At 52.5% G+C, this 23582-nt stretch carries 21 protein-coding genes; 15 read left to right on the forward strand and 6 right to left on the reverse strand.

The features are described 5' to 3' along the window. The first annotated feature begins 6 nt into the window (after positions 1 to 6). From kdpC to kdpE, 3 genes are read left to right on the forward strand one after another with little or no spacing between them, the layout of a single operon-like run. Positions 7 to 573, forward strand: coding sequence for a potassium-transporting ATPase subunit KdpC (kdpC, locus tag SK32_RS09535; protein WP_048212272.1), 567 nt, complete (start codon positions 7 to 9; stop codon positions 571 to 573). 10 nt (positions 574 to 583) lie between these two features. Continuing rightward, entirely contained in the window at positions 584 to 3268 is a 2685-nt protein-coding gene (kdpD, locus tag SK32_RS09540; RefSeq protein WP_048212273.1) for a two-component system sensor histidine kinase KdpD, read from the forward strand. Next, positions 3265 to 3942, forward strand: coding sequence for a two-component system response regulator KdpE (kdpE, locus tag SK32_RS09545; protein ID WP_005121396.1), 678 nt, complete (start codon positions 3265 to 3267; stop codon positions 3940 to 3942). The genes kdpD and kdpE overlap by 4 nt, the downstream gene beginning before the upstream one ends. 99 nt (positions 3943 to 4041) lie before the next feature. On the opposite strand, the gene pgm is transcribed toward kdpE, so the two are convergent. Together pgm and seqA are read right to left on the reverse strand one after the other, a co-directional pair. Beyond that, entirely contained in the window at positions 4042 to 5682 is a 1641-nt protein-coding gene (gene pgm, locus SK32_RS09550; RefSeq protein WP_048212274.1) for a phosphoglucomutase (alpha-D-glucose-1,6-bisphosphate-dependent), read from the reverse strand. Between the two features lie 24 nt (positions 5683 to 5706). Beyond that, a complete protein-coding gene (gene seqA, locus SK32_RS26020) occupies positions 5707 to 6249 on the reverse strand; it encodes a replication initiation negative regulator SeqA (protein ID WP_003022848.1) in 543 nt (180 codons plus the stop codon). A gap of 194 nt (positions 6250 to 6443) precedes the next feature. Here seqA and ybfF point away from each other — a divergent pair, with 194 nt between their 5' ends. The 8 genes from ybfF to tcuB all read left to right on the forward strand — a co-directional run bounded on the left by ybfF (position 6444) and on the right by tcuB (position 12710). Then, complete coding sequence (ybfF, locus tag SK32_RS09560; protein WP_086523622.1) at positions 6444 to 7217, forward strand: esterase; 774 nt, start codon at positions 6444 to 6446, stop codon at positions 7215 to 7217. 128 nt (positions 7218 to 7345) lie between these two features. Continuing rightward, on the forward strand, positions 7346 to 7633 hold the full coding sequence (gene ybfE / locus SK32_RS09565) for a LexA regulated protein (protein WP_005121400.1): 288 nt from the start codon (positions 7346 to 7348) through the stop codon (positions 7631 to 7633). Between the two features lie 155 nt (positions 7634 to 7788). Continuing rightward, on the forward strand, positions 7789 to 8319 hold the full coding sequence (gene fldA, locus SK32_RS09570; RefSeq protein ID WP_003022839.1) for a flavodoxin FldA: 531 nt from the start codon (positions 7789 to 7791) through the stop codon (positions 8317 to 8319). Between the two features lie 210 nt (positions 8320 to 8529). Beyond that, entirely contained in the window at positions 8530 to 8616 is an 87-nt protein-coding gene (locus SK32_RS26025) for a ryhB-regulated fur leader peptide (protein ID WP_100247215.1), read from the forward strand. Further along, positions 8609 to 9055, forward strand: a complete 447-nt coding sequence (gene fur / locus SK32_RS09575) for a ferric iron uptake transcriptional regulator (RefSeq protein WP_003022836.1) — start codon at positions 8609 to 8611, stop codon at positions 9053 to 9055. The genes SK32_RS26025 and fur overlap by 8 nt, the downstream gene beginning before the upstream one ends. Before the next feature lie 128 nt (positions 9056 to 9183). After that, positions 9184 to 10110, forward strand: a complete 927-nt coding sequence (gene tcuR, locus SK32_RS09580; protein WP_048212276.1) for a tricarballylate utilization LysR family transcriptional regulator TcuR — start codon at positions 9184 to 9186, stop codon at positions 10108 to 10110. Between the two features lie 97 nt (positions 10111 to 10207). Continuing rightward, complete coding sequence (gene tcuA, locus SK32_RS09585) at positions 10208 to 11611, forward strand: FAD-dependent tricarballylate dehydrogenase TcuA (protein ID WP_048212277.1); 1404 nt, start codon at positions 10208 to 10210, stop codon at positions 11609 to 11611. Then, entirely contained in the window at positions 11598 to 12710 is a 1113-nt protein-coding gene (gene tcuB / locus SK32_RS09590; RefSeq protein WP_048212278.1) for a tricarballylate utilization 4Fe-4S protein TcuB, read from the forward strand. Before tcuA ends, tcuB begins: the two co-directional genes overlap by 14 nt. A gap of 51 nt (positions 12711 to 12761) precedes the next feature. Here the strand turns inward: tcuB and chiQ are convergent, their stop codons facing one another. The 4 genes from chiQ to nagE form a co-directional block, all read right to left on the reverse strand. Further along, positions 12762 to 13094 (reverse strand): ChiQ/YbfN family lipoprotein, encoded by a 333-nt coding sequence (gene chiQ / locus SK32_RS09595; protein WP_005121405.1) that lies wholly within the window; start codon positions 13092 to 13094, stop codon positions 12762 to 12764. Positions 13095 to 13143: 49 nt separating this feature from the next. Next, entirely contained in the window at positions 13144 to 14550 is a 1407-nt protein-coding gene (chiP, locus tag SK32_RS09600) for a chitoporin ChiP (protein ID WP_048212279.1), read from the reverse strand. 439 nt (positions 14551 to 14989) lie between these two features. Beyond that, positions 14990 to 16657 (reverse strand): glutamine--tRNA ligase, encoded by a 1668-nt coding sequence (glnS, locus tag SK32_RS09605; RefSeq protein WP_048212280.1) that lies wholly within the window; start codon positions 16655 to 16657, stop codon positions 14990 to 14992. A gap of 187 nt (positions 16658 to 16844) precedes the next feature. After that, positions 16845 to 18794, reverse strand: coding sequence for a PTS N-acetyl glucosamine transporter subunit IIABC (gene nagE / locus SK32_RS09610; RefSeq protein ID WP_048212281.1), 1950 nt, complete (start codon positions 18792 to 18794; stop codon positions 16845 to 16847). Positions 18795 to 19144: 350 nt separating this feature from the next. Between nagE and nagB the strand changes: the two genes are divergently transcribed. The 4 genes from nagB to nagD all read left to right on the forward strand — a co-directional run bounded on the left by nagB (position 19145) and on the right by nagD (position 23287). Beyond that, positions 19145 to 19945: a glucosamine-6-phosphate deaminase gene (gene nagB, locus SK32_RS09615; RefSeq protein ID WP_003022803.1), complete on the forward strand. Its 801-nt coding sequence runs from the start codon at positions 19145 to 19147 to the stop codon at positions 19943 to 19945. 60 nt (positions 19946 to 20005) lie between these two features. After that, the gene (gene nagA / locus SK32_RS09620) at positions 20006 to 21154 is read left to right on the forward strand and encodes an N-acetylglucosamine-6-phosphate deacetylase (protein ID WP_048212282.1); all 1149 of its coding nucleotides are present in this window, start codon (positions 20006 to 20008) and stop codon (positions 21152 to 21154) included. Between the two features lie 8 nt (positions 21155 to 21162). After that, the gene (nagC, locus tag SK32_RS09625; protein WP_048212283.1) at positions 21163 to 22383 is read left to right on the forward strand and encodes a DNA-binding transcriptional regulator NagC; all 1221 of its coding nucleotides are present in this window, start codon (positions 21163 to 21165) and stop codon (positions 22381 to 22383) included. Between the two features lie 151 nt (positions 22384 to 22534). Further along, positions 22535 to 23287, forward strand: a complete 753-nt coding sequence (gene nagD / locus SK32_RS09630) for a ribonucleotide monophosphatase NagD (RefSeq protein WP_048212284.1) — start codon at positions 22535 to 22537, stop codon at positions 23285 to 23287. Positions 23288 to 23582: the final 295 nt, after the last annotated feature.

Genomic DNA, 23582 nt, shown 5'->3' on the forward strand with positions numbered 1-23582 from the left:
TTTCAGATGAGTGGATTACGTCCTGCATTATCAACATTGCTTTTCCTGATGCTTATCACCGGCGGTGTTTATCCGCTGCTGACCACCGCGCTGGGGCAGTGGTGGTTCCCCCACCAGGCTAACGGTTCGCTTCTGCGTGAGGGTCAGATAATTCGCGGTTCTGCACTGATCGGGCAAAATTTTACCGCCGCGGGTTATTTTCATGGACGCCCCTCAGCCACAGCGGAAATGCCCTATAATCCAATGGCTTCAGGCGGCAGTAATCTGGCAGCCAGCAACCCGGAACTGGATAAACAGCTGCAAAGCCGGATTACCGCGCTGCGTGCCGCCAACCCGCAGGCAAATCCTGCCGTTCCGGTAGAGCTGGTAACAGCTTCCGCCAGCGGGCTGGATAACAACCTGACGCCAGCTGCGGTGGCCTGGCAAATCCCCCGCGTGGCGCAGGCTCGCAACCTCAGCGTTGAAGAGGTCACGCGCCTGGTTGCACAATACACGCAAAAGCCACTGGTCAGTTTTATCGGCCAGCCGGTAGTTAACCTGGTAGAACTTAATTTAGCGCTGGATAAGCACTGAGAAAAAGGACATGCATAGCGAACCCCTACGTCCTAACCCCGATCGCCTGCTGGAGCAGACCACCGCGCCGCACCGGGGAAAACTGAAAATTTTCTTCGGCGCCTGTGCGGGCGTGGGGAAAACCTGGGCCATGCTGGCGGAGGCCCAGCGACTGCGGTCGCAGGGGTTGGATGTGCTGATTGGCGTGGTGGAAACCCACGGGCGCAAGGAGACCGCCGCACTGCTTGACGGTCTCACCGTGCTGCCGTTGAAACGTCAGGCACACCGTGGGCGGCATATCAGCGAGTTCGATCTTGATGCCGCCCTCGCCCGCCGCCCGGCGCTGATTTTGATGGACGAACTGGCGCACAGCAATGCGCCAGGCTCACGCCACCCCCGCCGCTGGCAGGATATTGAAGAACTGCTGGAAGCCGGGATTGATGTTTTTACCACCGTTAACGTTCAGCACCTGGAAAGCCTGAATGATGTGGTCAGCGGCGTCACCGGTATTCAGGTACGCGAAACCGTTCCTGACCCGTTTTTCGATGCCGCTGACGACGTGGTACTGGTCGATCTCCCTCCCGACGATTTGCGTCAGCGCCTGAACGAAGGCAAGGTCTATATTGCCGGTCAGGCAGAGCGTGCAATCGAGCATTTCTTCCGCAAAGGTAATTTGATAGCGCTGCGCGAACTGGCTCTGCGACGCACCGCCGATCGGGTGGACGATCAGATGCGTGCCTGGCGGGGGCGTCCGGGAGAAGAAAAAGTCTGGCATACCCGCGATGCCATTTTACTGTGTATTGGACACAACACCGGCAGCGAGAAACTGGTGCGAGCGGCTGCACGCCTGGCGGCGCGTCTGGGTAGCGTCTGGCATGCGGTATATGTTGAAACACCTGCGCTACACCGGCTACCCGAAAAACGGCGGCGGGCAATCTTAAGCGCGCTGCGACTGGCACAGGAACTGGGGGCTGAAACGGCCACTCTCTCCGACCCTGCCGAAGATAAAGCGGTGATCCGCTATGCCCGTGAGCATAATCTGGGGAAAATTGTCCTCGGGCGTCCAACTACGCGTCGCTGGTGGCGCAGCGACTCCTTTGCTGACAAGCTGGCCCATCGCGCACCGGATCTCGATCTGATGATTGTAGCCCTCGATGAGCCCCCTGCACGCCCTGTGCTGCAAACCGCAGATAACCGCACCTTTAAGGATAAATGGCGGGTACAAATCCAGGGTTGTGTGGTCGCTGCTGCATTGTGTGCTGTTACGACATTGATTGCCATGCAGTGGTTGGTTGCATTTGACGCAGCCAACCTGGTGATGCTCTATCTACTGGGCGTGGTGGTGATCGCCCTGTTCTACGGGCGCTGGCCGTCGGTGGTGGCGACGTTTATCAACGTCGCCAGCTTTGATCTCTTCTTTATTGCGCCACGCGGCACGCTTGCCGTTTCCGACGTCCAGTACCTGCTTACCTTTGCCGTGATGCTAACGGTAGGTCTGGTTATCGGCAATCTGACCGCCGGGGTGCGTTATCAGGCCCGGGTTGCACGTTATCGTGAACAGCGTACGCGTCATTTGTATGAGATGTCGAAAGCACTGGCTGTAGGGCGCAGCCAACAGGATATCGCCGCCACCAGCGAACAGTTTATCGCTTCAACGTTTCAGGCCCGCAGCCAGGTTTTACTACCCGGCGAGAACGGTAAGCTGGCCCCTCTCACCCATCAACAGGGCATGACGCCCTGGGATGACGCTATTGCCCAATGGAGCTTTGATAAAGGGCAACCCGCCGGCGCAGGCACTGACACCTTACCCGGCGTGCCGTATCAAATTTTACCGTTAAAAAGCGCCGACAAAACGCATGGGCTGCTGGTCGTGGAACCGGGAAATTTACGCCAGTTGATGATCCCCGAACAGCAACGCCTGCTGGAAACCTTCACTTTACTGGTCGCCAGTGCGCTGGAACGCCTGACGCTAACCGCCAGCGAAGAGCAGGCCCGATTTGCCAGCGAGCGCGAAAGTATTCGCAACGCCCTGCTCGCCGCCCTTTCCCACGATTTACGCACACCGCTGACGGTGTTGTTCGGCCAGGCAGAAATCTTAACGCTGGATCTGGCAAGCGAAGGATCGCCGCATGCGCGTCAGGCCAGCGAAATTCGCCAGCACGTCCTGAATACGACCCGACTGGTTAATAACCTGCTGGATATGGCGCGAATACAGTCTGGCGGCTTTAATCTTAAGAAGGAGTGGTTAACGCTGGAAGAGGTGGTCGGCAGCGCCCTGCAGATGCTGGAGCCAGGTCTCTCTGCCCCGATAAATCTGTCGTTACCAGAACCGTTGACATTGATTCACGTCGATGGCCCGCTCTTTGAACGGGTGCTGATTAATCTGCTGGAAAATGCCGTCAAATACGCGGGCCCACAGGCGCAGATCGGTATTGATGCCAGCGTTGATGGCGAACACCTGCAACTGGACGTCTGGGATAATGGGCCGGGTGTTCCATCGGGTATGGAACAGCGCGTTTTTGACAAATTCTCCCGGGGAAATAAAGAGTCATCGGTGCCAGGCGTTGGGCTGGGGCTGGCAATTTGTCAGGCCATTGTAGACGTGCATGGCGGGACTATTTCTGTCCACAATCGCGCGCAGGGAGGAGCATGTTTTCGTGTTACACTGCCCCAGGAAATTCCCCCTGAACTTGAAGATTTTCATGAGGATATGTGACGAACGTACTGATTGTTGAAGATGAACAGGCCATTCGCCGCTTTCTACGCACCGCGCTGGAGGCCGATGGGCTACGTGTATTTGAAGCGGAAACGCTGCAACGTGGTCTGCTGGAAGCCGCCACGCGAAAACCCGATCTCATCATTCTCGATCTCGGCCTGCCGGATGGCGACGGCATTGATTTTATTCGCGACCTGCGTCAATGGAGCGCGATCCCGGTGATTGTGCTTTCAGCCCGCAGTGAGGAAAGCGATAAAATCGCCGCGCTGGATGCCGGAGCCGATGACTATCTCAGCAAACCTTTTGGTATTGGCGAGCTGCAGGCGCGATTGCGTGTGGCATTGCGTCGCCACGCCAGCGGGACGTCTCCCGAACCGGTCGTGCATTTTTCTAATGTTAAAGTGGATATCGCCGCCCGCCTCGTACACCGGGGTGACGAAGAAATTCATTTGACGCCGATTGAGTTTCGCCTGTTAGCGGTATTGCTGAATAACGCCGGGAAGGTGCTGACGCAACGTCAGTTATTGAATCAGGTTTGGGGACCAAACGCCGTCGAACACAGTCACTATCTGCGTATTTATATGGGACACCTGCGCCAGAAGCTGGAACTGGACCCGGCCCGCCCGCGTCATTTTCTGACCGAAACCGGGATTGGTTATCGGTTTATGCCGTGAATATGCACTGAATAAAAAAGCCGGATCAGCTGATACGCTATCCGGCTTTTTCATCATTCATACCGGATGACGACGCTAGCGTCTTATCCGGCAGGTGATTTATGCGTTTTTCAACACTTCGCTGACAATCTCGACCGCTTCTTTCTCGATCTGCTTGCGGTGTTCCTCACCGAGGAAGCTTTCGCAGTAGATCTTGTAAGCATCTTCGGTACCAGAAGGACGCGCAGCAAACCAGCCGTTATCGGTCATCACCTTCAGGCCGCCAATCGATGCGCCGTTGCCTGGCGCTGCCGTCAGACGCGCAGTGATCGGGTCGCCCGCCAGCGTGCTGGCGCTCACCATTTCCGGAGAGAGCTTAGACAACGCCGCTTTCTGCGCGGAGGTGGCCCCAGCCTGAATTCGGTTATAGCTCGGTGCGCCAAAGCGCGCCGCCAGTTCGTTGTAATGCTCTTGCGGGTTCTTGCCTGTCACTGCCGTAATTTCCGCTGCCAGCAGGCACATGATGATGCCATCTTTGTCGGTTGACCACGGTGTACCGTCGAAACGCAGGAAAGATGCCCCCGCGCTCTCTTCACCACCAAAGCCAAAGCTGCCGTCAAACAGACCGTCAACAAACCATTTAAAGCCAACCGGCACTTCGACCAGTTTACGCCCTAAATCATTCACTACACGGTCAATCATCGCCGATGACACCAGCGTCTTACCGACGGCAACGTCTTTGCCCCACTGCGGACGATGCTGGAACAGGTAGTTGATCGCTACCGCCAGATAGTGGTTCGGATTCATCAGTCCAGTCGGTGTTACGATACCGTGGCGGTCATAGTCCGGGTCATTGGCAAATGCCAAATCGAATTTGTCACGCAGCGCCAGCAGACCGGCCATCGCGCACTCGGAGGAACAGTCCATACGAATGGCGCCGTCTTTATCGAGATGCATAAAGCGGAAAGTCTGGTCGACCTGATCGTTAACGAGGGTCAGATTCAGGTTGTAGTGCTGAGCGATACGTTTCCAGTATTCGATACCGGAACCACCCAGTGGATCAACGCCCAGCGTCAGACCCGCTTTCTGGATTGCCGCCATATCGACGATATCTGCCAGCCCTTCCACGAAGGGTTGAACCAGGTCTTGTTCTTTAACATGACCGGACGCCAGCGCAGCATCCAGCGGAATACGCTTCACGCCTTTCAGACCATCAGCCAACAGTGCATTAGCCCTGTCTTCTACGACTTTGGTGACGTTGGTATCTGCCGGGCCACCGTTTGGCGGGTTGTATTTAATTCCGCCGTCTTCTGGTGGGTTATGGGACGGCGTGATCACAATGCCGTCAGCCAGCGGGCCGCCTTTTTTGTTATGGACCAGGATAGCGTTCGATACAGCAGGGGTTGGCGTAAAGCCGTTATTTTCCTGCACGATGACGTCAACGCCGTTCGCCGCCAGCACTTCCAGTACAGAGATAAAAGCCGGTTCAGACAGCGCGTGGGTATCCTTGCCCACATAGCACGGGCCAGTAATCCCGTTTTTCGCACGTTCTTCAGCAATCGCCTGGGCGATAGCCAGAATATGCGACTCGTTAAAACTATGACGACCTGCACTGCCGCGATGTCCGGACGTACCGAACTTAACAGCGTGCTCAGCGTTCCCTGCCGTTGGTTTCAGTACATAGTACTGTGCCGTCAGTTGGGCGACGTTAATCAAATCACTCTGTTGCGCAGGTTGACCTGCACGATTGTGGATTGCCATTGCCTGGTCCTTCTAATGCAAGGATTAAATTGTTCCGCAAACCTTTTCAATCAATTCCGCAGGGAATTGCATTGACTGCATGATGTGTTCAACCATGCTGCATTTACGGCCGGTATTAGTGTTGGTGATCACCCAGTACGGCGTGCCTGGCACGTGTTTCGGTTTGGTTTGATTACCATTTTTCAGCAGCGTCTGTTCATCAGCTGCAAAATAAACGCGCGTACGGCCATGCAACGATTCCGTTGCTTCGGCGAACGCGTTTTGATCCAGTGAATAGAGTGTAGACAGCACCAGCATAAAGCGATTTACTGCTTTCTTCTGTTCCGCGTATTCGTCGGACAGCAGCAGTTCACGCATCGCGCGCACTTTATCTTTTACGGGGTTAACCGGCTTGGCTTCCACGACAGGTTGCACAGCGCGGACTTCTTTGACTATCGGAGTGACAGGCTGTGATGCGGCGGAAAATTTCAACATACGCCGTAAAATGTCGGATGCGCTCTCGCCAATATGCTTGGTGTGGCTGGCAATATAGCTATAGAGTTCATCATCAACTTCAATCGTTTTCATCTTAATCCAGTGCAGTGTTTAGCTGAATACAAGTTGTCGGGGTAAACACACGTAGTGTAAAGGCAGATCCCAACAGCGGATAGCGTCAAGCCTGGTGGCCAGCAAAACTCAGAGTAACCGTAGTTGTTGCAGCCATGTGGCAGAATGGTCAACATGATACCCTAACCCGTGAGTGTGAAAAAAAGAACTTTGCCATGAAATTGAATATCCGAGCGCAATCTGCGCAAAACCTGCACAATAATTCTCCCATCGTCCTGGTTCACGGCCTGTTTGGCAGTCTGGATAACCTCGGGATCCTGGCACGCGATCTAGTAGCCGACCACGACATCATCCAGGTCGATATGCGAAACCATGGCCTCTCGCCCCGTTCGCCTGAGATGAATTATCCGGCTATGGCGCAAGATCTGCTGGATACGCTGGACGCCAGGCAGATCGAAAAAGCGATCTTTATTGGCCACTCGATGGGCGGTAAAGCCGTCATGGCGCTGACTGCGCTGGCTCCGGAACGTATCGAACGTCTTGTCGCCATCGACATTGCTCCCGTTGACTACCATGTTCGCCGCCACGATGAGATTTTTGCGGCAATCAATGCCGTAACCGATGCACAAGCGTCCTCACGCCAGCAGGCGGCAAGCGTCATGCGCCAGCACCTGCAAGAGGAAGGTGTTATCCAGTTTCTGCTGAAATCCTTTGTTGACGGCGAGTGGCGCTTTAACGTTCCCGTATTGTGGGATCAATATCCGCATATCGTCGGTTGGGAGACCATTCCGGCGTGGGAACACCCGGCGCTGTTTATCCCCGGCGGTAATTCACCTTATGTGACCGAAGCGTATCGCGAACAGCTGCTGGCGCAATTCCCGCAGGCCCGCGCACACGTTATTGCCGGCGCAGGCCATTGGGTACATGCGGAAAAACCCGATGCGGTGCTGCGCGCCATCCGTCGTTATCTGAGCGAGCAGGTTAACTGATTAAAAACTCAGCGTCCGCGCGTGATTACGCGCGTGGGCGTTGGCGCGCCTCCCCTGCTGATGTATTATGGCGCGCTATCCATCCGGGCGGACGCCTGGCTGATTGTTTCCCCGAAGTCACCAAGATCATGGCCAAAGAACAAACGGACCGTACGACATTAGATCTGTTCGCGCAGGAGCGTCGCCCGGGACGACCCAAAACTAATCCGCTCTCGCGTGATGAACAGTTACGTATTAACAAACGTAATCAGCTTAAACGCGACAAAGTTCGCGGGCTTAAGCGTGTCGAACTGAAACTGAACGCCGATGCCGTTGACGCTCTGAACGAGCTGGCCGAGGCACGCAACATGAGTCGCAGTGAACTCATCGAAGAGATGCTGATGAACCAACTCACCGCATTGCGCGGTCAGGCTTAGTCTGAATTTCTGCTCTAAATCATAAATCGTGTAGCACAGAGTGCAGTCCTGCGTGTTTGCTGTTTCCGCATGCCTGACTGTTCTGCTATGATTGCCCTTATCCGTGGGCAATGCGCCACCACCATTTCAATAAGTTTCAAGAGGTTATTTTACTCATGGCAATCACTGGCATCTTTTTCGGCAGCGACACCGGTAATACCGAAAATATCGCAAAAATGATTCAAAAACAGCTTGGTAAAGACGTTGCCGATGTACATGACATTGCAAAAAGCAGCAAAGAAGACCTGGAAGGGTATGACATTCTGCTGCTCGGCATCCCAACCTGGTACTACGGTGAAGCGCAGTGCGACTGGGACGACTTCTTCCCTACTCTCGAAGACATTGATTTTAACGGTAAACTGGTGGCATTGTTCGGCTGTGGCGACCAGGAAGATTACGCAGAATATTTCTGTGATGCGTTAGGCACCATCCGTGACATCATTGAGCCGCGCGGCGCCACCATCGTCGGCCACTGGCCAACGGCGGGTTACCATTTTGAAGCGTCTAAAGGTCTGGCAGATGACGACCACTTTGTCGGTCTGGCTATCGATGAAGATCGCCAGCCGGAACTGACCGCTGAACGCGTAGAAAAATGGGTTAAGCAGATCTCTGAAGAGCTGCACCTCGACGAAATCATCAATGCCTGATTTCGTGCGGCGTAGATATTCATCTGCGCCGCATCAATAGATAAAACCAATCAAAATAATTGCTACAAATTTGTAACTTTTTCGCCTGACCCTGTACAATGGCTGGATGCCAATCGGGTATTGCACAGTGTGTTTGTTGGTGATACCACGTTTTGATTAACAATATTTGCCAGAGACTTGCAGTTTTCATTTAGGCATGGCAGTTCTATAATGATACGCATTATCTCAAGTGCAATTTCTGTCACTTCTGTTAATGAAGTGAACCGTTTAGCTACAGGACAGATTCCGCATGACTGACAACAATACCGCATTAAAGAAGGCTGGCCTGAAAGTAACGCTTCCTCGTTTAAAGATTCTGGAAGTTCTTCAGGAACCGGATAACCATCACGTCAGTGCGGAAGACTTATACAAACGCCTGATCGACATGGGTGAAGAAATTGGTCTGGCGACCGTGTATCGCGTGCTGAACCAGTTTGATGATGCCGGTATCGTGACCCGCCATAATTTTGAAGGTGGTAAATCCGTCTTCGAACTGACTCAACAGCATCATCACGATCACCTGATTTGCCTTGACTGCGGCAAAGTGGTCGAGTTCAGCGATGACTCCATCGAAGCGCGTCAACGTGAGATTGCGGCTAAACATGGCATTCGTTTAACTAACCATAGCCTCTATCTGTACGGTCACTGCGCTGAAGGCGATTGCCGCGAAGATGAGCACGCGCACGACGGCAAGTAATGTAATGCTCTCTGAAAAGCCAACCATCCGGTTGGCTTTTTTTATGCGCGTTATCAGCGTGTTTCCCCTTCCCTCCACTCTTGTGTTGCTTTAATGTAAAAATCAATTGTCCCTTCCGGAGAGTCGAAATGGAACTTCGCCAGCTACGTTATTTTGTGCGCATTGTAGAAACCGGCAGCATGGGTAGCGCGGCGCTCGACCTCAGTATCGGTGTTTCGGCGCTCAGCCAGCAAATGACCCGCCTGGAAAACGAACTCGCCATACGTCTGCTGCAACGTACCTCGCGTGGCGTGACGCCCACCAGCGCTGGACTGGCATTTTACGCCCAGGCACAGCTGGCGCTCCGTCACGCAGACGATGCGATCCTCGCCGCACGGGAGGCCAGACTTTCCGGGCACGTCAGCGTCGGCATGGCCCCCAGTACTGCTTCCGTTCTTGGGATGCCTTTCATCAACGCCATGCGGGAAAGCTATAGTGATGTCCGCCTGCATGTGGTGGAAAGCCTCTCTGGTAACCTGGAACGAATGATTAATACCCGCCAGATTGATCTGGCGGTGGTATTTCAAAAAGAAAAGATCCTGCGCTGGAGCGCCAGACCGATTCTCGAAGAACGGCTATTTTTAATTGGTACTCATGCCCTACTGGCTGATATTACCGATGACAATATTGCTCCAGCCCAATTGGCACGTATTCCATTGATAATGCCAAGCCCAGGACATGGTCTGCGCGGCAGACTGGATGCTATCAGCCAGGAGCATGCGCTGAACATTGAGATCGCGACAGAAATTGACGGCCTGACGCTACTGATGCACGCCGTTCGCAGCGGAATCGGTGCAACACTTCAGCCCGGTGCGGCAATTTCCCATCTCGATAAAGAGACATTAAGAGTGATTGGCATCCATAATCCCATACTTAGCCGCCCCAACTTTTTGGTCAGCCTTTCTGACGATGAACTCACCCCAGCAGGTCTCGCTGCCCGTGTGGTACTAGCCAAAGTGATGCATCAACTGGTGGAATCTGGACACTGGCCAGGTGCGATCCTTTACAATAATTAAAGGGCTGTTTAGCATCACGTCATAGCGTCCACACAACTTACTCGTATACATTTTAATTACAAACTTAACAATTGGTTAAGTGGTAATGGAGTATGCGATGGTTGATGTTCTGGTGATTGGCGGCGGCAATGCTGCACTATGTGCCGCCTTAACCGCCCGGGAGCAAGGCGCTTCGGTACTGTTGCTTGAGGCAGCCCCGCGTGAATGGCGCGGAGGAAACTCCCAACACACGCGTAATTTACGCTGTATGCATGATGCGCCACAGGATGTACTGGTGGAGAGCTATCCAGAAGAGGAATTCTGGCAGGACCTCTGGCGTGTAACAGAAGGTAATACCAACGAGGTCCTGGCACGGCTGGTGATCCGTACCTCATCACAGTGTCGCGACTGGATGCGCCAGCACGGCGTTAACTTTCAACCTCCACTTTCTGGCGCTTTGCACGTGGCGCGAACCAATGCCTTTTTTATGGGCGGTGGGAAAGCCCTGGTGAATGCCTATTATCGCAGCGCAGAAAAGTTAGGCGTGCAAATCCGCTATAACACACCGGTGCAGGCGCTTGAACTGCACAACGGCGAGTTCGTGGCGGCGCTGGCTGGTGCAGAGCGCATTCCGGCAAAGACCTGCGTGCTTGCCGCTGGCGGGTTTGAATCTAACCGCGAATGGCTGAGAGAAGCCTGGGGTGAGAACGCCCGCGGTGAATGGCCTGCGGATAACTTCCTCATTCGCGGCACGCGCTTTAATCAGGGCGTACTGCTCAAATTTATGATCGATGCCGGCGCGGACATCATCGGCGACCCCTCCCAGTCACACTGCGTGGCGATTGATGCCCGGGCCCCCTTATATGACGGCGGGATTTGCACCCGCGTGGACTGTGTTTCGCTTGGCATCGTAGTGAACCGCGATGCAGAACGATTTTATGATGAAGGCGAGGATTTCTGGCCCAAACGTTATGCCATCTGGGGACGTCTGGTCGCCCACCAGCCCGGGCAAATTGGTTACTCCATTATCGACAGTAAAGCCATCGGTCACTTCATGCCCCCGGTTTTTCCTGGCGCACAGGCCACTACGTTAGCAGAGCTGGCACGTCAGTTAGGACTGGATACTGAGCGCTTTACCCATACTGTCATGCAGTACAACAGCGCCTGCCTGCCAGGCCACTTTGACCACACCACTCTTGATAACTGTGCAACACAAAATCTGACACCGGCAAAAACACATTGGGCGCGACCACTGGATACGCCACCTTACTATGGCTATGCCTTACGTCCGGGGATCACCTTCACCTACCTGGGGTTAAAGGTGAATGAACACGCCGCAGTGCATTTTGCCGGGCGTCCAAGTCGCAATCTGTTCGTCGCCGGGGAGATGATGGCGGGCAACGTGCTGGGCAAGGGCTACACCGCAGGCGTGGGCATGTCGATTGGGACCACCTTTGGCCGTATTGCCGGAAAAGAAGCCGCTCTGGCAGCACGTGAGGAGGCACATCATGAAACCGCTTGAGAAATTAATTATCGAAGCGAAAATGCTTACCGAGCCGGAAGCGGAAGTTGAACGAGTTATGCAAGTCTGCAATGCCTGCCGCTATTGCGAGGGTTTTTGCGCCGTGTTCCCGGCGATGACTCAGCGTCTGGAATTCGGTAAAGCGGATATCAACTATCTGGCCAACTTGTGCCATAACTGCGGCGCCTGCCTGCACGCGTGTCAATACGCACCGCCCCATGAATTTGCTATCAATGTGCCGAAAGCAATGGCAGAAGTAAGGCTGGAAACCTATCAGCACTACACGCAACCCGCCGCCTTTGGCGCGCTTTATCGTCGCGCAGGCGTCACCGTGACGCTGTCGCTGGTTTTCGGTCTGATCCTGTTTTTACTCCTCGCTATAGGTTTAACAGGCACGTTACTCCATCCCCCGCTGGCCGGAGATTTCTACCAAATTTTCCCGCATAACCTGCTGGCATGGATGTTTGGTTCAGTCTTTATTCTGGCGATGGGTCTGCTGATGGCGGGCGTTATCCGCTTCTGGCGGGAGATTTCTCCGGGGATGCCGCGTTCCTCTGACATTGCTGAAGCCTCTCATAATGCGCTGACGCTGAAATATCTCGATGGCGGGCACGGCAAAGGGTGTAACGAAGCAGATGATGCCTTCACCCTGATGCGCCGCCGTTTCCATCACTTCACCTTCTACGGTTTTCTGCTCTGCTTTGCCGCCACCGTGGTGGCAACGGGCTATCACTACTTTGCCGACATAGAAGCGCCCTATCCGTTCCTCAGCGTTCCGGTCATGCTGGGCACATTAGGCGGCATTGGCCTGGTTGTCGGCCCAGCGGGTTTGTTATGGCTGAACCTTAAGCGCTCACCGCTACATGGCGACGCACGGCAAAAACCGATGGATCGCGGTTTTATCCTGTTGCTGCTACTGACGAGTCTGACGGGCTTAGCGTTGTTGGCAGGCAGAGATACCTCAGGGATGGCTATTTTGCTTGCTATTCATCTTGGTGTCGTGATGGCGCTATTTCTGACCATCCCATACGGAAAATTTGCCCACGGATTTTACCGTTGTGCGGCATTACTCAAGTGGGCAATTGAGAAACGACGCTAAAATGCAAACGGGCGAAGAAATCTCTCCGCCCGTTCTTGTTCATACCACGTTTTATTTCGCCGTATTATTACTGCGAATTTCCTGCCAGACCTTATCACAATCGGCCTTAACGGATTGATCGTTACCCGTACGCGTTGCCTGGATACACTGCTGGTAATCCAGTACGCGCACGCTTTCTTCATTCGCAAACTGCTGGTGCTGTTTTTCTTTCTTCAGCACATTCAACACACTTTGGCAGGCTTCGATTTTCTCCGGCGAACCCTGCGCGGTATTGATACACGCGCTATAGGCTTCCTTAAGACGGCTATCTTCTTTCGGCGCGGGTGATTGCGCGCAGGCAACCAGCCCTGATGCCATGACGGCGATGAGTATCAGCTTTTTCATAACACATTCCTCAACAAAACGGCAGGCTTGCGGCCTGCCTCTGTCGGCATTAGAAGATGGTGAACGGAGCAATAACGATGAATTTCACGTCACGCTCATCCTGGAAGATGTTACCGTAACCACCGCCCCAGCTCGGAATATCTGAATGGTTGTCGTACTGGGTGAAGTGCAGTTTAAACATAGTGCCCTTCGCACGGCCATCCTGCAGGGTATAGACCGCATCCAGGCTGTAAGACGACTCTTCAATAGTACGATTTTTGTCGTAGTACGCATCCGGGTTGAGCTGCCAGGTAGCCGGTTTAGCATCCCACGCGTAAACGTATGATGCGCCCACTGCCCAGCCAGGCAGGTTCCAGTTTTTCAGGTCATACATCGCGCCGAAGAACACGGCCTTTTCACCGTTGGCGTTGAAGTCAGAGCGGTTATCCCACCAAACGTCCAGACGACCGTTTGAAGACGCATAGGTCGGGGTCATACGCTGCAGGAAGTAGCCCTGCTGCCCGTCAGCTTTAACCCAGGTCCCTTCCAGTCGCAGATCAACGACTTCTGCCACTTTGTAGCCGAAGGTCAGTGCCTGCAGCCAGGCCGTGCCATCATAAATGTCGTTAACTGTGCGGTCATCAACCTTATCGCGGGCACCGTAGAACTGGTAGCTGGTGGTAAACGGGTTACCGCCTAAATCAAATTTGTAGCTGGCTTTGGCGAAATACTGATCGACGTAGCCTTCAGACTGACCGAATGCTGCTTCCAACAGCAGGTTATTTTTGAAGTCATACTTTGCGCCGATTGAATGGAGGTAATCAACTTTGGTCTTTTTATCGGCCTGATAGAATTTATCGACTTCGGTGTGCCACGGTGCTTTATATTCGTTGGCCCACATATAGGAGAAGCTCAGCGCACCCGCATCGCCATAATCGAAGTTGGCACCGGCTTCAGCACCCTGATAGGTACCAGGCATAAAGCTCCAGTGTGGTGCCAGCAGAGTTTGCCCGGTTGGCTGAATATAACCAGCGCGCGCCCAGGTTGGGCCAAATTTGAATTTGGCTGCCGCTTTATACAGGCTAATCCCGCTCTTATCGCCGGAGTAATCTTCGTCATAGCCTTTATTTTTTGAAGAGAATGCGATTTCGTTTGGATGGCCGCTTTCGCTACTTTCGTTCATTTCAATAGCAGTGAATGCTGCGATATCAATACCAAACATATCGGCCGCATAACCGGACTGGAAGTCGAGGTTAGCGTTCCAGGTGGAGTGAGAAAGGTTGGTTTTGTATTTGTCGTGGTCGGTCACATCTTTACGGTCACGTTCACGCTGCCAGTAATAGATGCCGCCAGTTAAGGTAGAGTCATCAATAAAACCTTCGGCGTGAACCTGGGGAGCGACAACAAAACCCGACATTGCTGTGATACCGGCGATAGCCAGCGCCAGCGTACTACGTTTGCCACTAAACGTACGCATATGTTAATCCTCTTTGACATAAAAATGCTGCCGATAAAAGCGGACAGCGAAAAAGCAAAAATTAAAAAAGTAGCGCTGAGAAAACCTCATTGACTACAATGAATAGACTATTTTTCGCGACGCGAATTATCAATCTCTTTTTGTAACCAGTATGTAAGAACATGAGCAACCGCACATATTTCATTGCTTTCTGTTACATTTTCACTGGGAGTTAAAAAAGCGTTGAAAAATTGAAAAAAGGCTTGTTTTCCATAAAGATAAAATCGGTTTCAGTCCAGAGTGGCTGATAAAACAAGGTTTTTGTTAGAAAAATATAAACGGCAAAAACCATTCCTGAATAACAATTATTTCGCTGCGCAAATAGAGTCTGCTAACCATTTTCAGGCGAAAAAAAACGCCGCAGAGTGCGGCGTTTGAAAAGATGATGCGTAACGACGGTTTATTCGCCTACTTTAGCCCATGTATCGCGCAGACCCACGGTGCGGTTAAACACCAATTTGTCAGCTGTTGCGTAGCGGCTGTCGAGGCAGAAATACCCTTCACGCTCGAACTGGAACGCTTTACCAGCAACAGCGGCCTGTAGCGAAGGCTCACCGTAACCCTGCTTAATAACCAGCGATTCCGGGTTAATAACGGACAGGAAGTCTTCCGCTGCCCCCGGGTTTGGCACGCTAAACAGACGGTCGTACAGACGGATTTCAATCGGTAGCGCATGGGACGCGCTCACCCAGTGAATAACGCCTTTAACTTTACGACCATCGGCCGGATCTTTGCTCAGGGTGTCAGCATCGTAGGTGCAGAAAATGGTGGTGATCTTCCCTTCTGCATCTTTCTCGACACGCTCAGCTTTGATCACGTAAGCATTACGCAGACGGACTTCTTTACCCATCACCAGACGCTTGTACTGCTTGTTCGCTTCTTCGCGGAAATCGGCCCTGTCGATCCAGATTTCACCGCTGAACGGCACTTCACGGCTGCCCATTTCCGGCTTGCTCGGATGGTTAGGCATGGTGACCAGTTCGCTTTCGCCCTGCGGGTAGTTTTCGATAACCAGTTTCACCGGATCGATAACCGCCATCGCGCGCGGGGCGTTTTCGTTCAGATCTTCGCGGATACAGGATTCCAGAGAAGCGATCTCAATAGTGTTGTCCTGCTTGGTCACGCCAATGCGTTTGCAGAACTCACGGATCGCGGCAGCGGTGTAACCGCGACGACGCAGGCCAGAGATCGTCGGCATACGCGGATCGTCCCAGCCTTCAACGTGCTTGTCGGTCACAAGCAGGTTCAGCTTGCGCTTGGACATCACGGTGTATTCCAGATTCAGGCGCGAGAATTCGTACTGACGCGGATGAACCGGAATGGTGATGTTGTCCAGCACCCAGTCGTACAGACGACGGTTATCCTGGAACTCCAGCGTACACAGTGAATGCGTGATGCCTTCCAGCGCATCGCTGATGCAGTGGGTAAAGTCGTACATCGGGTAGATGCACCACTTATTGCCGGTCTGGTGGTGTTCAGCGAACTTAATACGGTACAGCACCGGATCGCGCATCACGATAAACGGCGAAGCCATATCGATTTTCGCACGCAGGCAGGCTTTACCTTCTTCAAAACCACCGGTACGCATTTTTTCAAACAGCGCGAGGTTTTCTTCAACGCTACGATCGCGGTACGGGCTGTTTTTGCCCGGCTGAGTCAACGTGCCACGGTATTCGCGAATTTCTTCCGCTGACAGTTCGTCAACGTACGCCAGGCCTTTATTAATAAGCTCTACCGCATAGGCGTGAAGCTGATCGAAGTAATCCGAAGAGTAGCGAATGTCGCCAGTCCAGTGGAAACCTAACCATTCAACGTCGTTTTTAATCGATTCAACGTACTCGATATCTTCTTTAACCGGGTTCGTATCATCAAAACGCAGGTTGCACTGGCCCTGGTAATCTTGCGCAATGCCAAAGTTCAGACAAATGGATTTCGCGTGGCCAATGTGCAGATAGCCATTTGGCTCCGGCGGAAAACGTGTATGGATAGTGGTGTGCTTACCACTGGCCAGATCTTCATCGATGATCTGACGAATAAAGTTACTCGGGCGGGCTTCAGCCTCACTCATCGTGGATTCCTCAAAGCGTAAACAACGTATAACGGAACATGATCTTATAAGCGACGTCAGGAGACAACTATTAGTTGCACAAAAAAGGTGTTTCAACAGGATATATGAGGGTATTTGCTGCAAAAAAAAGCGGCGGAGGAATCTCCCCCGCCGCTTAAGGCACTTAACTCACTTTACTCAGGAGCAGTTATTTACCTTTAATCTCATACAGCGGTGTCTGACCGGCAACCACATGACCTTCGGCTTTAATGACCAGCGCACCGAAATCATCGCTGTTGCTGCACACAACCGGGCTAATCATGGAACGTGCGTTGGCGTTCAGGTATTCCAGATCCATTTCCAGAATCGGTTGACCTGCTGCAACAACCGCACCTTCTTCAACCAGACGTTTAAAGCCTTTACCTTCCAGCGCCACGGTATCGATACCCATATGGACCACGATTTCCGCGCCTTTTTCCGTTTCCAGACAGAACGCATGGTTGGTGTTGAAGATTTTCACAATAGTACCCGCTGCCGGAGAAACCACGATTTTATCCGTTGGTTTTACCGCCACGCCGTCACCCACTGCTTTGCTGGCGAAGGCTTCATCAGGCACCTGCTCCAGTGCAACCACATCACCGGTAATCGGAGAAACCAGCGCTTCAATGGTGACCGCATTCGCGACAGCCTGCGGTTTTGCAATCGGGGCAGCCGCTGTCGGGGCATTGTCAGTAGACGCTGCCGCAACGGGGCCGCGTGCCACAACTTTCTTCATTTCGTCGCCGATAGATTCAGCTTTCGCGCCCACGATAACCTGAATAGTTTGTTTGTTCAGCTTAACCACACCCGATGCGCCTAAGCGTTTGCACATCGCATCATTGACGCGGGCAGAATCGCCAACGGTCAGACGCAGACGGGTGATACAGGCATCAATCGCTTTCAGGTTATCCGTACCGCCAACCGCAGCAATGTAGTTGGTTGCCAGTTGAGCTAAACCTTCTTCGGTATTGCTGTTTGCTTCGTCAGTAACAATCTCGTCTTCTTTATCTTCGCGGCCCGGCGTTTTCAGGTTAAACAAACGAATAACCGCGCTGAACAACACAAAATAGATAACGAAGAACACCAGACCCATGGCGACCAGCATCCAGACGTTCTTACTTGCAGCCGGCAGGTTGTACATCAACACGTAGTCGATAGCACCTGCGGAGAAAGAGAAGCCCGCATGGATCCCCAACAGCGTCGCAACGAACAGGCTGATACCCGTCAGAACGGCGTGCAGGAGGTACAGCAACGGAGCCAGGAACATAAACAGGAATTCCAGCGGCTCGGTAACACCGGTCAGGAATGCGGTGATAGCAACGGACAGCAGCATACCGCCGACCATCGGACGACGCGCTTTCGGCGCGGCGAAGTACATCGCCAGAGCCGCACCCGGCAGACCAAACATCATGATCGGGAAGAAGCCAGACATGAACATACCCGCAGTGCCGTCACCCGCGTAGAAGCGGTTGATATCACCGTGGAATACGGTACCTGCAGCGTTAGTGAATTCGCCAATCTGGAACCAGGCGATGGTGTTCAGCACCTGATGCAGACCGGTTGGGATCAGCAGACGGTTGATGAAGCCAAAAATACCAGAACCCAGCGCGCCAGCGCCCACGATCCACTCACCACCCGCATGGATGGCATTCTGCACCGGCGGCCACACGTAGCCGAAGATAGCAGCCAGTATCAAACAGAAGAAGCCAGTGGCGATGGGTACAAAACGTTTGCCGCCGAAGAAGCTCAGGAAATCAGGCAGTTTGATGCCAGACCAACGGTTATACACAGCACCGCCGACCAGACCGGTGATGATACCCGCCAGCACGCCCATGTTGATCGCCGGGTTAATGGTAACCATTGCTTTGGTCAATATGAAATAACCAACCGCACCTGCCAGCGCTGCCGCACCCGCGCTGTCTTTAGACCAGCTGGAAGCCACACCGATAGCAAAAATTAACGCGAGGTTATCAAAGATAGCTCCACCCGCTTGCGCGATGAAGGGTACGTTCAGTAAATCTGGTTGGCCGAATCGCAGCAACAGTGCCGCGACTGGCAGCACCGCGATGGGGAGCTGTAACGCCCTACCCAGCCGCTGGAAAAAACCTAAAATATTCATTTTATTCCCCCTACGAGACCCCGATTAGGCTCCTTTGAAGCCATATTTTTATTGTGCGACCATTCCTAACTGCAACAGCAAGAGATTTTGGGACAACAACATTAACCATTCATCTACATTCAGAGTGTGTGAAAAATTAATTCGTATCGCAAATTAAAAGCGTGTTTTTTGTGATTCCAATCACCAAATATCGTTATTAACCCTCCCTTACACTGGCTAACTACGAAAACTTATTTTATCATTCAAAAAATCGAAACGGATTGATCCTTACCGATGCAAAACCAGGTTACGCTTAATACTGTACAGAGACTCAATCCGCCAACTGCTTACATTTACTTTTGAGGTGAAGAATGAGACTGATCCCCCTGAATACCGCTGAACAAGTCGGCAAATGGGCTGCTCGCCATATCGTTAACCGCATTAACGCGTTCAAACCAACGGCAGATCGTCCGTTCGTTCTGGGCCTGCCGACTGGCGGCACTCCGCTGACTGCCTATAAAGCATTAGTTGAAATGCACAAAGCGGGCCAGGTGAGCTTCAAACATGTTGTCACTTTCAACATGGACGAATACGTTGGCCTGCCGAAGGAACATCCGGAAAGCTATCACAGCTTTATGCACCGTAACTTCTTTGATCATGTTGATATTCCAGCAGAAAACATCAACCTCCTCAATGGTAACGCGCCGGATATTGATGCAGAATGCCGTCAGTATGAAGAGAAAATCCGTTCTTACGGTAAAATCCATCTGTTTATGGGCGGCGTAGGTAACGATGGTCACATCGCGTTCAACGAACCGGCTTCCTCTTTGGCTTCCCGTACCCGTATCAAAACGTTGACTCACGACACACGTGTTGCTAACTCACGCTTCTTTGACGGCGACGTAAGCCAGGTGCCTAAATATGCACTGACCGTAGGCGTGGGCACCCTGTTGGATGCTGAAGAAGTAATGATCCTGGTGCTGGGTCACCAGAAAGCGCAGGCGCTGCAGGCGGCTGTTGAAGGCAACGTTAACCATATGTGGACCATCAGCTGTCTGCAGCTTCATCCGAAAGCAGTTGTGGTCTGCGATGAACCTTCCACTATGGAACTGAAAGTGAAGACGCTGAAATACTTTAACGAGTTAGAAGCGGAAAATATTAAAGGTCTGTAATGATGTCTCCGCCCTGTCGAAAACGTGCAGGGCGGCATTTTTTTGAAATCGGGGGTCGGAATGTATGCTTTAACCCAGGGCCGGATTTTTACCGGTCACGAAATTCTTGATGACCATGCGATTGTTGTCGCCAATGGCCTGATCGATAGCGTTTGCCAACTGTCTGAATTGCCGTCAGGGATTGAACAGCGCTCGCTAAATGGAGCCATTGTCTCCCCCGGTTTTATTGATGTGCAGTTAAACGGCTGTGGCGGTGTACAGTTTAACGATACGGCAGAAGCCGTTACCGTTGAGACGCTGGAAATCATGCAAAAAGCCAATGAAAAATCTGGCTGCACCAACTATCTGCCAACGCTAATCACCACCAGCGATGACCTGATGAAGCAGGGCGTTCGCGTCATGCGTGAATACCTCGCTAAGCATCCAAATCAAGCATTAGGGCTACACCTTGAAGGTCCGTGGCTGAACCTGGTGAAAAAAGGTACGCATAATCCGGGATTTGTGCGTCAACCGGACGCTGCACTTGTCGATTTCCTGTGCGATAATGCGGATGTCATCACCAAAGTGACGCTGGCGCCTGAAATGGTTCCTGTCGAAGTGATCACCCAACTGGTGAATGCCGGTATCGTGGTGTCTGCGGGCCACTCTAACGCGACGCTGAAGGAAGCAAAAATCGGTTTCCGTGCAGGCATTTCCTTTGCAACACATCTGTTCAACGCGATGCCTTATATTACCGGTCGCGAACCAGGTCTGGCAGGCGCGATTCTGGATGAGGCAGATATTTATTGCGGTATCATCGCCGATGGCATGCATGTTGACTATGCCAACATACGCAATGCTAAACGCCTGAAAGGCGACAAGCTGTGCCTGGTCACCGACGCGACCGCGCCGGCGGGGGCAAACATTGAGCAGTTCATTTTCGCTGGTAAAACAATATACTACCGCAATGGACTGTGTGTTGATGAGAACGGCACGCTGAGCGGTTCATCATTAACCATGATCGAAGGTGTACGCAATCTGGTTGAACATTGCGGTATCGCACTGGACGAAGTCCTGCGCATGGCAACGCTCTACCCTGCTCGCGCCATTGGCGTCGACAAACAACTCGGCAGTATCGCGCCAGGCAAAGTAGCCAACCTGACTGCGTTCACGCACGACTTTAAAATTATCAAGACCATCGTTAATGGCAACGAGGTCGTTACTGAGTAAGAGAAAGAATGACACCAGGCGGACAAGCTCAAATAGGTAATGTTGATCTCGTAAAACAGCTTAACAGCGCGGCGGTTTATCGCCTGATTGACCAGCATGGGCCAATCTCGCGAATTCAGATTGCCGAGCAAAGCCAGCTTGCCCCCGCCAGCGTAACCAAAATTACGCGTCAACTGATCGAACGCGGGCTGATCAAAGAAGTCGATCAGCAGGCCTCCACCGGGGGCCGCCGCGCTATCTCTATCGTCACCGAAACCCGCAATTTCCACGCAATTGGCGTGCGTCTTGGCCGTCACGATACGACGCTCACGCTCTATGATATGAGCAGCAAAGTGGTTGCCGAAGAGCATTATCCGCTACCCGAGCGCACCCAGGAAACGCTGGAGCACGCGCTGCTCAACACCATTGCCACCTTTATTGACAGTTGCCAGCGGAAAATCCGCGAGTTGATCGCAATTTCTGTCATCCTGCCAGGCCTCGTTGACCCCGAAAGTGGCGTCATTCGTTATATGCCCCATATTCAGGTTGAAAACTGGGGGCTGGTCGAAGCACTTGAAAAACGCTTTAAGGTTACCTGCTTTGTCGGTCACGATATTCGCAGTCTGGCGCTGGCCGAGCACTATTTCGGGGCAAGTCAGGATTGCGAAGACTCTATTTTGGTGCGTGTTCACCGCGGAACCGGCGCAGGGATTATCTCCAATGGCCGCATTTTTATCGGTCGCAATGGCAACGTGGGTGAGATTGGTCATATTCAGGTAGAACCGCTGGGTGAGCGCTGTCACTGCGGTAATTTCGGCTGTCTGGAAACCATTGCTGCCAATGCTTCTATCGAACACCGCGTACAAAACTTGCTAAAACAAGGCTATCCAAGTCGGCTCACGCTGGATGATTGCAGTATCAAAGCTATCTGTAAGGCAGCCAACAAAGGTGACAATCTGGCAGCAGAAGTTATCGAGCACGTTGGTCGACACCTGGGTAAAACCATCGCGATTGCGATTAACCTGTTTAACCCGCAAAAAGTCGTCATTGCCGGTGAGATTACCGAAGCAGATAAAGTCCTGCTTCCGGCAATAGAAAGCTGCATTAATAATCAGGCACTGAAGGCGTTTCGCCACAATTTGCCGGTGGTACGTTCCACGCTGGATCACCGTTCAGCGATTGGTGCATTTGCGCTGGTGAAACGCGCAATGCTCAACGGGACATTGCTGCAGCGTTTGCTGGAAAGCTAATACACGTCATCCTTCAAGCTGCATCTGCGAACCCCGGTCACTTATTTCAGTAAGCTCCAGGAGTTCGCAGACTTGCCGCCTTGATGCAACTCGAATGATGTAGTGTATTTTGTGTATAGTAATGCCTTCTTTTTTTAATGTCGGATTGTCCATGACCATTAAGAATGTAATTTGTGATATCGACGGCGTGCTGATGCACGACAATGTTGCCGTACCAGGTGCGGCAGACTTTCTGACCGGCATTCTGGAGAAAGGTTTACCGTTAGTCCTGCTGACGAACTACCCTTCGCAGACCGGGCAAGATCTGGCAAACCGCTTCGCCACCGCGGGTGTGAATGTCCCCGATAGCGTCTTTTATACTTCCGCTATGGCTACTGCTGATTTTCTCCGTCGTCAGGAAGGGAAAAAAGCCTACGTGGTGGGTGAAGGTGCGTTAATCCATGAGCTGTATAAAGCTGGCTTTACTATTACCGACGTTAACCCTGATTTTGTCATTGTCGGAGAGACCCGTTCGTACAACTGGGACATGATGCATAAAGCGGCATACTTTGTGGCTAACGGCGCACGTTTTATCGCCACTAACCCTGATACCCATGGTCGCGGCTTTTACCCGGCCTGTGGTGCGCTCTGCGCCGGTATTGAGAAGATCTCCGGCCGTAAACCGTTTTATGTCGGCAAACCCAGCCCGTGGATTATTCGCGCGGCACTCAACAAAATGCAGGCGCACTCAGAAGAAACGGTCATTGTTGGCGACAATCTGCGCACCGATATTCTGGCAGGTTTCCAGGCGGGTCTGGAAACTATCCTGGTACTGTCTGGCGTATCCAAACTTGACGATATTGACAACATGCCATTCAGACCAAGCTGGATCTATCCCTCCGTTGCCGAGATTGACGTCATTTAATCCGTAGGCCGGATAAGAGCCCCCGCGTCGCCATCCGGCAATTCTACAGCGTTATTGCCGGATGGCGACCTAAACGCCTTATCCAGCCTACAGAATCTCATCTATTCAATAAAATCACCATTTCATTGCTGATTCATCAATAACAATGTTCATTGCATAATCTTTTTTCACCAATCCACAATGACCATTGCATTTTTTATTTTCTGACCCGCAATTCGCTTGCGCCCTCTCCCGCTTTGCGGCATTTTCTTTATCAAGCAAACATAAAAAGCATCACGCAACAGGTTAACGGAGA

The sequence above is a fragment of the Citrobacter sp. MGH100 genome (assembly GCF_001034465.1).
Taxonomy (GTDB): Bacteria; Pseudomonadota; Gammaproteobacteria; order Enterobacterales; family Enterobacteriaceae; genus Citrobacter; species Citrobacter youngae.